The sequence below is a fragment of the Pseudoalteromonas sp. PSi26 genome (assembly GCF_054960575.1).
On the sequence record NZ_JBHNYT010000017.1, the window covers coordinates 51,618 to 63,188 of the forward strand.

Sequence of the window (11,571 nt, forward strand, 5' to 3'; positions counted from 1 at the left end):
TTCAAGGTATTACGTTGAAAACCCATCTTGGTCGCCGCCCTTTTTCAGCCATGGAACTGCACACCCTTTATAATGGATATATATACGGTGATTTTCGACTCCCCCGCGAGCAAGCAAAACATTGGCACTTTTGGCTTCCACTAATAGCCTATTACAGTGGTGCTTACAGTGATGAAATTGGCTGTTTGACCCTTGATGATCTTTGTATTCATAATAGTATTTTATGTTTTAACTTTCATACTCACGGTAAAATAAAGCCGCGTTTAGTCCCTGTACACAATGCATTGATTAATGCCGGATTTAATGAGTATATCGAATTTATTAAATCAAAAAATTACCAACGGCTTATGTTTGATCTTCCGGCTAAAACCGGCAGATACAGTGAAAAAGTGCGTATTTGGTTTTCAGGTGAAGGCGATCGTGCCGGCTACTTGCAAAAATGTGATATCCCCAACGTTGACCAACTCGGTATGAAAACCGCCATAAGTAGTCTACGCCTTAACTTTGAACAACAAGTTCGTATTTATGCGCTTCAAGCTGACTCTAAAGACGCCTTTAATTATTTAATGGGTTTTAACGAATACTCAAACAGCCATTTTGATGACATCAACTTGTTAAATACGGTCATTCAACAAGTACGTATTATAAATACTCAACTACATTGGCAACGTTTTTTATCTCGCGAAAGTCACTGACAAACTTTGTTACTATTTACATTAAAAGCCACTTCTTAAATCAATTACGCGCTCCATAAAAGCTGGTAGGATAAACTGTACCCATAAAATCTGGGCGTTTCTAACAATAAACAAGGGATCATTATGTTTCTTAAAAGCCTCTTAACAGTGAGCGTTGCGCTAGCAATGAATGCTGCACACGCTAACGAATTCGTTATCGAAAAACTCGCAAAACCAAGTTCGCAAAATGTATCGCTGACACTTGACCCAAGTAAAGATACATTCACAGGGATGACTGAAATTGCACTAGAAGTATTAAAACCAACACATTACATTGAGCTAAACGGTGTTGATTACGCTGTTAAAATGGCGCAACTTTTAGGTAAAGAAAACTGTGACTTAAGTAATGAAATACTTAAAACAGGTAAAGTTAAATTTAGCTGTGATGAAAAAATTCAACCGGGTAAATACACACTTAATATTGATTTTTCTGCTCCCTACAACCGCCAAAGTGTGGGGTTATACAAAACATTAGATCAAGGTACGCCTTACCTATTTACCCAATTTGAAATGAGTGATGCACGTCGTGCCTTCCCTGTTTTTGATGAACCAAGCTATAAAATTCCTTTTCAGTTAACAATAACGGCCCCTAGCTCACAAAAAGTATATGCCAATACACCAGAACTAAAAACCACAACAAAGGGCGATATGACAACGCACTTTTTTGATAAAACACCGCCTATTCCATCGTATTTAGTTGCAATGGCAGTTGGCCCGTTTGAAGAAATAGACATTGAAGGTATGCCAATTCCTGGGCGTGTTATTACTCCTCAAGGTAAAATTCATTTAGCCGAATATGCTAAAGATAACATGCCGCGCGTACTTGCGGCATTAGAAGAGTATTTTGGTATTCCTTATGTGTATAAAAAACTCGACTCAGTTGCCGTGCCTGAATTCCCATTTGGCGCAATGGAAAACTCAGGCTTAGTAACTTACCGCGAAGACATTTTACTCGTTGATTTAGCAGCAGCAACACGCAGTAAAAAACAACGTAACGTGTCTATTATTGCTCATGAGCTTGCTCACCAATGGTACGGTAACTTGGTAACCATGAAGTGGTGGAATGACCTGTGGTTAAACGAAGCGTTTGCAAGCTGGATGGCAGCTAAAATGACCAAGCAGCTAAACCCTGAGTTTGAATCACATTTAGACTTACCACAAAATAACGTAATGGCACTAGACGCCCGCTTAAGTACTAAGCCTATTCGTAAGCCAATTAAAACCGAAGCTGACATTATGGACGGTTTAGGCCTTGCATACAGTAAAGGTAGCTCAGTACTTGCAATGGTTGAAAACTGGATTGGCGAAGAGGCGTTCCAAAAAGGGATTCAGCGTTACTTAAAAGACTTCTCTTATAAAAATGCAGAAGCGGCTGATTTATGGCAAGCACTAGGTAAAGCATCTAACAAAGATGTAGCCAGTGTTTTAAAATCATTTATTGAACAGTCTTCTTTTCCTCTTGTAAGTGTTAAACAGCAAGGCAAAAAAGTAACCATTTCACAAAGCCGCTTTGTAAATGCAGGTGTTGATGCGCCAGCACAGCTTTGGAATGTGCCAGTAACGATTAAATACGGTGCAGGCGACAACGTTAAAACAGCCAGTGTTTTACTAAACAAACAAAGCCAAACGCTTGATTTAGATTTTGCACCAGAGTGGATTTACCCTGACCAAGGTGCTCTTGGCTACTACCGCTGGGTAATGGATGACGCGCAATTTAACGCATTAATTGAAAACGCACCAACAGTGCTGACTGACCGTGAACGTTTAGCGCTATTATCGGCCACCGATGCACTGCTTAAGGCTGGCGTTATCTCTGCCGCCAAGTTAATGCAAACACTTGAAGTATTTGTAAGTGACAGCCACCCTCGCGTAGCAAATACTGCACTGGGCTACTTGGTATCGCAGCAACGCACATTCAAAGATGAAAGCAATAAAGACTTATGGCCTGCATTTATCCGTGACGCAGTAACTCCTGCTGCTAAAAAATATGGTTTAGAGGCAAAAATTGACGAAGATGGCGCTGTGTCGCAACTTCGTGCAGCCGTAATATCACGCTTAGGCTTTGATGGCGAAGACCAAAACGTAATCAATAAAGCTAAAGAACAAACGCAAGTGTATTTAACTAATCCACAAAAAGTAGACCCATATTTAGCAGGTGTTTATTTAAGACTCGCTGCTTTTCATGGTGATAAAGCCTTGCTTGATCAATTCATGACAACATTTAAAACGACTAAAGACCCACAAGTTCGCACTAACATGCTAGCTGCTATGGGCTTTTTTGGTGAGTCTGAATTACAAAATGCAGTGCTGGCTTACAGCTTAACTGATGAAGTAACCGCCTCTGATATGCGTACTATTTTATCTGGGCAAAGTTACACAGAAGAGCGCCAAGCATTATTTATCGATTGGGTTTATGATAATTACGATAAAGTAACAGCAAGTTTACCGCCGTTTTTTATTCCTAATTTACCGTACTTTACAACCGTAGGCTGTGATGCTAAAAGCTTAGCAACCACTCAAAACTTCTTTAATGATAAAATTTCAGAAGTGCCTGGGTACAGCCGCACATTGAGTAAACTAGAAGAAAGTACGCTTGATTGTATTGCACTAAAAAAACGCGAGCTTGATTCGGTCAATAGCTTCTTAAACAGCAAATAACCACTATTTGATTAAGCTATAAAAGAGCCGCTAAGTATTCACTCAGCGGCTTTATAATTTTAGGGCAAAGCTAATTAATTCGAATTATGGATAATAAACCTCTTAACCAAACTTCAGATTAATTACCAATGATCATCGTCAACTTAGCAATAAAGTCTTTTGCAGCTTGCTCTGAATTTATTTTAAATGCGACACCATAGTGAATTGGTTGAGCGCTTTTATATATACGAGTTGGAAATCGGGTCATTTCACTGCTATGAAAATACCCTTGTGCGCGAGTTACACCATCTATATCGTTAAAGTCATCACTGAATACTTCAAACGCAGGGCGAATTACTATTTTGCCTTTACCGCTTTCACTGTGAGTGTAAAAGGCCTCTTTTGAATTAACTAACATGTATTCTGCAATGTTCTTAATTTTAAAATTACTTCTGCATTGTAGTTTTATAAGCTGCTCTGTTAACTCATCTGCACTGTACGCCATGTTTATCCCTATTCGTTAATTTGCGTATCACCTTAACGCATACGCAGTTTGAAGTCTTACTTTATTGTGTTACGTCGCATACAAATGCAAGCTTATCGTTGTTGTAACTCATTCGGGTGATATTAGTTTCGCAGTAAGTGCTTAAATCAAGCCATTGCGATATCTCATTACTGCCATCGAGCTTACGTTGATAAACACGATTTTTAATAGCGTAAGCAATTGTTTTATCATCTTTTAAAATGAAGTCTTGTACCTGAGTGGGTAGCCTTAATAAATCGCCTACTTGTTTATTTTGTGGATTAAAGCTCGCTAAAATATGCTGATCGTTTTTAGTGTAACTAAATAAAAACATCGCCGCGTTGTGGTTATAAATAAGTGTACGAGAAATATCACTGGCGGCTATTTCACCTCTAGCAGCGTCTACTGAGGTGTATTGAAGCGTATGCGGCTGACCTAAAATAAACATCACTAAATCGTTTTTAATGCCCCAAGCATGGTAGCCAACAGGCTCTATCCAATCAAAAATACGACTAGGCGCACTTTGTGTATCAAGCGGGTACTGCCACAACTTTTGTTTTGAATCGGCCTCTACAACAATGGCTGACAAGCTTGTTTTATTAGGCATTAATGTTGGTGAATACTCACTGACAGGCGTATTTGTTAAGTTAGTTATTTCACGCGTTGTTAAATTGTAATGTGCAATATCGGTTTGGCTTTGGTTATTAGTTATTACCTCATGGGTAAAGTATAAATCGTCATTAATTAAGTAAGGCTGGTTATTGTAACTTGTTTTGTCGCTTACTATGGTCACTTGAACACCATATGGCGTATTTAAATCAGCAAGTAATATTTGGCTTTTAGGCATGTTAGCGTGTGCACAACCTGCGGCTAACGCACTTAATGAAAAGAAGCTAAGTAGTGGTTTTAAAAGTTTCATGCTTTCTCTCGTTTTAATTTTAAGCACCTCATGATAACGTTATTTGCTGATGGCGTCACTTGAGCTTAGTCAGTCAACACGTAAGATACCCAAACGACTTAAAAAAGTGTTAAGTTTAGTCTGGTTATATAGCCTGGTCCTAAAAAAGAGAATTAACATGTCAGCTAAAAATCCTATCATTGCAATTACTGGTTCATCGGGTGCGGGTACAACCACCACGACCAATGCCATTAAGCACATTTTTCGTAGCCTAAATATCCAGGCAGCATTTATTGAAGGTGATAGCTTTCATCGTTATACACGCCCCGAAATGGACAAAAAAATACGCGAAGCCCAACAAGAAAGTAAGCATATTAGTTACTTTGGCCGTGAAGCTAACGACTTTGGCGCCCTTGAATCGTTATTTAGTAATTATGGTGAAACAGGGCAAGGCAAATTGCGCCGCTACTTGCACACCTTTGATGAAGCTGTACCTTATAACCAACTGCCAGGCACATTTACCCCTTGGCAAGAGCTTGAGCATAATACAGATATTTTATTCTACGAAGGTTTGCATGGCGGGGTTGTTGACCAAGACGTTGATGTAGCCAAGCATGTTGATTTACTCATTGGCATGGTACCGATTATTAACCTTGAGTGGATACAAAAGCTAATCCGCGATACTTCAGAGCGAGGCCACTCTCGCGAAGCTGTGATGGGGTCAATTGTGCGTAGTATGGACGATTACATAAATCACATTACCCCTCAGTTTTCACGAACGCATATTAACTTTCAGCGTGTGCCTACCGTAGATACATCAAACCCATTTAGCGCAAAAGACATTCCCTCACTGGATGAAAGTTTTGTTGTGATCCGCTTTAGAGGCATTGAAGATGTTGATTTTCCTTATTATCTGAGAATGATTGAAGGTAGCTTTATGTCGCGTATTAATACGCTGGTAGTGCCGGGCGGTAAAATGGGCCTTGCAATGGAGCTTGTATTAACACCGCTGATAAAAGATATTATTATGAAAAAGCGCGCACTAGAGAACCTTGCTCCGCTTGATTTACCTATTTAGTATTATCGCTTTAGTGCTCTTTTTTGTTTAACAGAAGTCACGTACACTGCTGATTTTACTCAATACGAGATCAGCATGTCATCATTGTTAAAAGTTATAGTTGGATCTAAAAATCCAGTAAAAATAAATGCAGCAAAGCATATTTTTACTATGTACTTTCCAAATAACACCATTGATTGCCTAGGTGTTAACGCTCCTTCAAACGTGCCAGATCAACCTATTGGTGAAGATGAAACACGTATTGGCGCGCAAAACCGTGTTAACTATTGTAAAAAGCACCATCAAGCCGATTACTACGTGGCAATGGAAGGCGGTGCAGAGCAATTTAGCTATGGTGCAGCGACCTTTGCCTATGTTGTTATTGATAACGCCACAGAACAGGTTATAGGGCGAAGCAGTAATCTTCCATTACCCAATATACTTTTTAAAGCATTACTTAATGGCGAAGAGCTTGGCGATGTAATGGATAAAGCATTTAACACCACAAATATAAAACAAAAAGGCGGCGCCATTGGCCTGCTTACAAATAACCATGCAACACGCGAAAGTACCTATACCCAAGCACTAACCTTGGCCATGGCACCCTTTTTACATAGCTACCTATATCGCAAATAAAATACAGGAAATTGAATGAAATACAGCTACGTGTTGTTTGATGCAGACGAAACTTTATTTAGGTTTGATATTTTAGCCGGTATGACTCGTATGTTTAAAAATTACGGCGTTAATTTTACGCAAGACGACTACGTTCACTACCAGAAAACCAATAAACAACTGTGGGTTGATTATCAAAATGGTGTTATCACTGCTGATTACTTGCAGGTAACCCGCTTTAACGAATGGTCAGCAAAATTAAATGTCCCCGCAAAAGAGTTAAACGATGCATTTTTAGATGCAATGGCGCAAATTTGTGAGCCATTGCCAGGCGCTATAGAGTTGCTTAATAAATTAAGACCTCATGCTAGGTTAGGCATCATTACTAATGGCTTTGCTCGCCTGCAAACAGTTCGTTTAGAGCATACTGGTTTAAAAGATATGTTTGAATGGTTAGTTATTTCTGAGCTTGTAGGTATAGCAAAACCTAACAAAGCTATTTTTGAACATACGTTCGAACTGATGGGTAACCCAAATAAGAGCCAAATATTAATGATCGGTGATACCGCATCAAGTGACATACTTGGCGGTAATAATGCAGGTATAGATACGTGTTGGTTGCAACACCCTGGTGAACAATTACCAGAAGGAATAACCCCCACTTACACAATAACCAAATTAGAACAGCTACAAGCCATTTTAGGTATTTAATTTTTAAAACTTACTATTTTAAAAGAATAGATACATAGCAAAAAAATGACGCTAATAAGCGTCATTTTTTGTAACTGTTTTAAGTGTGTACTTTAAGATACTTGATTAGGCTGTTGCTAACTCAAGACCGGGTGCAGGCATCGTTACAGGCGTTTCAAATGTTGCCCACTCCCACGCTGACTCGGTTGCCATTACTTTACGAAGCAACTTATTGTTTAAATCGTGACCCGACTTAAACGCAGTCACCTTACCTAAAATATTATGGCCTGTCATAAACATGTCACCAACACAGTCTAGTATTTTGTGCTTAACGAACTCATCGCTGTAGCGTAAACCATTTGGGTTTAGTACTTTAAACTCGTCAAGTACTACTGCGCTGTCCATGCTGCCACCTAGAGCAAGGTTATTAGCATGCATGTATTCAATGTCTTTCATAAAACCAAAGGTACGAGCACGGCTAATTTCTTCAGTAAAGCTTTGAGCGGTGATGTCTAAACCAACACGCTGACGACTTTCGTTAATAGCCGGGTGATCAAAAGCGATTTCAAAGTCTATGTGAAAACCGTCGTACGGTTCTACTTCGGCCCATTTGTCACCTTCTTCAATACGTACTTTTTCTTTAATACGAATAAAGCGTTTAGCGGCATTTTGCTCTTCAATGCCGCCTTTTTGTAATAAATAAATGAATGGTAATGCACTACCATCCATAATTGGCACTTCTGAGCTGTCTAATTCTACAATTAGGTTATCAATCCCCATTGCTGCAACTGCAGCAATTAGGTGCTCAGTAGTTGATAAACGAACGCCATCTTTGTTAATTAAACAGGTACACAACTGCGTATCGCCAACGGCTTCAGGTGTTGTTTCAAATTCAACAACAGGATCAAGGTCGACACGACGAAATACAATCCCAGTATTTGCGCTCGCAGGTCGGAGAGTTATTGTGACCTTCTCACCTTTATGAAGTCCAATTCCTATGGCTTTGACTACTTCTGCAATCGTACGCTGTTTAATCATAGGTTCGCTCACTTAAATTTATTACAGTTAGACGGCGGATAGTATCATATATACGCGCGCCTTACAATATTCGCTCAATTTACCAGCAAAATAACGTTTTTTATTAGTCTGCTTGTTTGCGTAAAAATGCAGGGATGTCAAAGTAATCACCACCCTCTGATTTATCCGCTTTTTTACTCGTTTGCGACGACGAGCTTGCTGTATTGCTAGAACTTGCTGAACTCGCTTTTTCTGTGCTTTCAGTTTGTGCTTTAGCTGCACTTTCATCGGTGCTGTCTTGGCTTGCAAAGCTAGGCACATACATACTGCTTGCTTGGTTAGACGTGTTTGCAACATCAGAACCCGAAGCCTTTTTAAAACCGTTATCAACAATACCAAACTGTGGACGACGATCGCCACCTAACCCCGTTGCAACTACAGTTACACGTAACTCGTCGCTCATTTCAGGATCAATTACCGCACCCACTACAACCGTTGCGTTCTCAGAGGCAAGTGCTTTAACGTGGTTACCGACTATTTCGAATTCTTCAATCGCAATATCCATACCCGCGGTGATATTAACTAAAATACCTTTGGCACCTGTTAAATCAACGTCTTCCAATAATGGGCTTGAAATAGCAGCTTCTGCGGCTTCTTGTGCACGATCAGGACCTGACGCAGATGCAGTACCCATCATAGCAGTACCCATAGCAGACATAACAGTTCGTACGTCAGCGAAATCCACGTTAATTAAGCCAGAGCGCGTAATGAGTTCTGCAATACCTTGTACCGCACCAAATAATACGTCATTAGCTTTAGCAAATGCATCTAGAAGTGTAGTGCCTTTGCCTAAAACTTTAAGTAATTTATTGTTCGGAATTGTAATAAGCGAATCTACAATTTCTGACAACTCGCTGATACCTTGTTCAGCTGCCGCTGCACGTTTCTTACCTTCAAAATCGAAAGGACGCGTCACTACCGCAACAGTTAAAATACCTAGCTCTTTAGCAATTTTAGCAACCACAGGCGCAGCCCCTGTACCTGTACCGCCGCCCATGCCAGCTGCGATAAATACCATGTCGGCACCTTCAAGGCTTGCACGAATAGTCTCTGCATCTTCTTCAGCCGATTCGCGGCCTACTTCAGGATTTGCACCCGCACCTAGCCCAGAGGTTATTTGTGTGCCTAATTGAACTGTTACATCAGCAGCAGAATTTCGTAATGCTTGCGCATCTGTATTAGCGGCAATAAAGCGCACGCCTTCGATTTGCTGTTTTACCATGTGCTCAACAGCGTTACCGCCGCCGCCGCCCACGCCAATTACTTTTATTACAGCTTCTTCGCTGTGTTGTTCCATTATATCAAACATGTTCACTCTCCGACTTGAGTCTTAAAACTCGCCTTGAAACCATTTAGTAATGCGGTTCCACCAATTATTGTTATCCTCTGCTTTCGACTTTTGTGCATTCATCGATTGCATGGTGCGCCCGTATTGTAACAAACCAACAGCGGTTGCGTACGAAGGATCATCTACGTAGTCTGTTAAACCAACCATCCCGATTGGTTTACCTATTCTTACTGGCATTTGAAAAATGTCTTCCGCCACTTCCATTGCACCAGTCATTTTGGCAGTTCCGCCTGTTATAACGAGACCTGCCGCAATTTGGTCTTCTAAACCTGAACGACGAATTTCTTCCATCGCAAGTTCAAATAATTCTCTGAAACGAGGCTCTACCACCTCTGATAATGTATGACGTGACATTAATCTTGCAGGGCGCCCGCCTACACTTGGTACTTCAATAGTGTCTTCGCTGCTTGCCAATTGGCTGCTTGCACATGCGTATTGTACTTTGAGTGACTCTGCATGCGATATAGGTGTACGAAATATTTTTGCAATATCACCCGTTACCTGATTACCCGCCACAGGGATTACTGCTGAATGGCGCAGCGCACCGTTGATATAAATAGTGATATCCATTGTACCACCACCAATATCGAGTACCGCGACTCCCAGCTCTTTTTCATCATCTGTGAGAACTGAATAACAAGAAGCCAATGCTGTAAATATCAATTGGTCGACTTCAAGGCCGCAACGTTCAACACATTTCTCTATGTTTTTAGCCATGTCGTTGGAGCAGGTAATAATGTGAGCACGTGCCTCCATTCGCACACCGCTCATGCCTAGTGGGTTTTTAATCCCTTCTTGCATATCGATGCTGTACTCTTGCGGTAGTGCATGCAGCATTTTACGTTCAGCTGAAATAGGCACAGAACGCGCAATATGAATCACATTTTCAATATCTTCGTCTGTTACTTCAGTGTTATTTATAGCAACAACACCGCTTTCGTTCTGGCATTGAATATGTTTACCAGAAATCCCCAAGTACACTGAACTAATTCGACAATCTGCCATTAATTCGGCTTCATCTATAGCGCGGCGAATAGACTCAGACACTAAGTTTAAATCGTTAACGCCACCTTTATCCATACCATGGGATACCTGGCTGCCCACACCAACAATGCTGAGCTTGTTATCTGCGGTGATTTCGCCTACCGTGGCTACCACTTTCGAGGTACCAACGTCTAATCCAATCACGAGGTTTCTTTCTGCTGACTTAGTCATGCCTTACTCTTATTTTGTAATTGTTCTTCTTGCACTGGCTTAAAGCTCACCGCAAGGCCGGTATCATACCGTAAATCCACTGCATCTATCTGTGCTTTTTCTGGATATTCCATACGTGGGTAAACGTCTATAAAACGTTGAACACGCTTGGCTTTATCCCTACGCCCTAAATTTAAGCGCACCCCGCTATCAAGCCAAAGCTGCCAAGAAAAACGCTCTGATAACGCTAAACTTTTAAGCGTTAACGCGTTTACTTTAAGCATTTCGTCAAACTGCTTAAAGGCAATCCATGCTTCTTGTTCGCTCCCTTCTGGGCCAAATAACTGAGGTAAATCTTTACTTAACTTATCGCTGCGAGCTTGAAAAGCCTCACCATTGTTATTAATTAACAAGTCACTATTCCAATGCGCAACCGCCTCGTGTTCAACAACGTAAACCTGAATCGTATCAGGCCATTGTTTTCGCACCGATACAGTGGCCACCCAAGGTAGATTTTGCACTAGCTGTTGTACATGTTTTACATCAAGCTCAAAAAAACTACTTAAATCCGCTTTTTTTATTGCTGTTATTATTGCGGTTTCATCTGTGTATTTAGGATGCCCTTGCACCGTTAAGTGCTTTATTTGTGCATCTTTATTTTTTACTAACCAATCAGATACACCCGTTGTAATTTGCACTAAGCCAATAATAACAACTAAAAAAAAGCTCACGCCAAAAATCAGCGACCAATTTAGGTTCTGTTTGATTTTATGAGCTTTTTCTAAAAGGGGATGCATA

Annotated in this window: 11 protein-coding genes; 5 read left to right on the forward strand and 6 right to left on the reverse strand. The window is 40.6% G+C overall.

The window, feature by feature from the left end; all coding sequences use genetic code 11:
• The first annotated feature begins 14 nt into the window (after nt 1-14).
• Both ACFI34_RS16315 and ACFI34_RS16320 read left to right on the forward strand, forming a co-directional pair.
• Entirely contained in the window at nt 15-695 is a 681-nt protein-coding gene (locus ACFI34_RS16315; RefSeq protein WP_462674251.1) for a site-specific integrase, read from the forward strand.
• Between the two features lie 123 nt (nt 696-818).
• Complete coding sequence (locus tag ACFI34_RS16320) at nt 819-3,392, forward strand: M1 family metallopeptidase (RefSeq protein WP_462674252.1); 2,574 nt, start codon at nt 819-821, stop codon at nt 3,390-3,392.
• 118 nt (nt 3,393-3,510) lie between these two features.
• Here the strand turns inward: ACFI34_RS16320 and ACFI34_RS16325 are convergent, their stop codons facing one another.
• Together ACFI34_RS16325 and ACFI34_RS16330 are read right to left on the reverse strand one after the other, a co-directional pair.
• A complete protein-coding gene (locus ACFI34_RS16325; RefSeq protein ID WP_006794078.1) occupies nt 3,511-3,876 on the reverse strand; it encodes a hypothetical protein in 366 nt (121 codons plus the stop codon).
• Nucleotides 3,877-3,937: 61 nt separating this feature from the next.
• A complete protein-coding gene (locus ACFI34_RS16330; RefSeq protein ID WP_410899451.1) occupies nt 3,938-4,813 on the reverse strand; it encodes a TolB-like translocation protein in 876 nt (291 codons plus the stop codon).
• Between the two features lie 157 nt (nt 4,814-4,970).
• Here ACFI34_RS16330 and ACFI34_RS16335 point away from each other — a divergent pair, with 157 nt between their 5' ends.
• The 3 genes from ACFI34_RS16335 (at nt 4,971) to yjjG (ending at nt 7,175) form a co-directional block, all read left to right on the forward strand.
• Nucleotides 4,971-5,870 (forward strand): phosphoribulokinase, encoded by a 900-nt coding sequence (locus ACFI34_RS16335; RefSeq protein WP_008126819.1) that lies wholly within the window; start codon nt 4,971-4,973, stop codon nt 5,868-5,870.
• Between the two features lie 75 nt (nt 5,871-5,945).
• Nucleotides 5,946-6,485, forward strand: a complete 540-nt coding sequence (gene yjjX, locus ACFI34_RS16340) for an inosine/xanthosine triphosphatase (protein ID WP_462674253.1) — start codon at nt 5,946-5,948, stop codon at nt 6,483-6,485.
• Nucleotides 6,486-6,500: 15 nt separating this feature from the next.
• On the forward strand, nt 6,501-7,175 hold the full coding sequence (yjjG, locus tag ACFI34_RS16345; protein WP_462674254.1) for a pyrimidine 5'-nucleotidase: 675 nt from the start codon (nt 6,501-6,503) through the stop codon (nt 7,173-7,175).
• A 105-nt stretch (nt 7,176-7,280) separates the two neighbouring features.
• On the opposite strand, the gene lpxC is transcribed toward yjjG, so the two are convergent.
• The 4 genes from lpxC to ACFI34_RS16365 all read right to left on the reverse strand — a co-directional run bounded on the left by lpxC (nt 7,281) and on the right by ACFI34_RS16365 (nt 11,570).
• A complete protein-coding gene (gene lpxC / locus ACFI34_RS16350) occupies nt 7,281-8,192 on the reverse strand; it encodes a UDP-3-O-acyl-N-acetylglucosamine deacetylase (protein WP_008126813.1) in 912 nt (303 codons plus the stop codon).
• 103 nt (nt 8,193-8,295) lie between these two features.
• Nucleotides 8,296-9,540 carry a cell division protein FtsZ gene (gene ftsZ / locus ACFI34_RS16355; protein ID WP_138740412.1) on the reverse strand — a complete coding sequence of 415 codons (1,245 nt, stop codon included), beginning with the start codon at nt 9,538-9,540 and terminating at the stop codon, nt 8,296-8,298.
• A 21-nt stretch (nt 9,541-9,561) separates the two neighbouring features.
• Nucleotides 9,562-10,794 carry a cell division protein FtsA gene (gene ftsA, locus ACFI34_RS16360; RefSeq protein ID WP_010555687.1) on the reverse strand — a complete coding sequence of 411 codons (1,233 nt, stop codon included), beginning with the start codon at nt 10,792-10,794 and terminating at the stop codon, nt 9,562-9,564.
• Nucleotides 10,791-11,570, reverse strand: a complete 780-nt coding sequence (locus tag ACFI34_RS16365) for a cell division protein FtsQ/DivIB (RefSeq protein ID WP_006792148.1) — start codon at nt 11,568-11,570, stop codon at nt 10,791-10,793. Before ACFI34_RS16365 ends, ftsA begins: the two co-directional genes overlap by 4 nt.
• Nucleotide 11,571 lies beyond the last annotated feature (1 nt).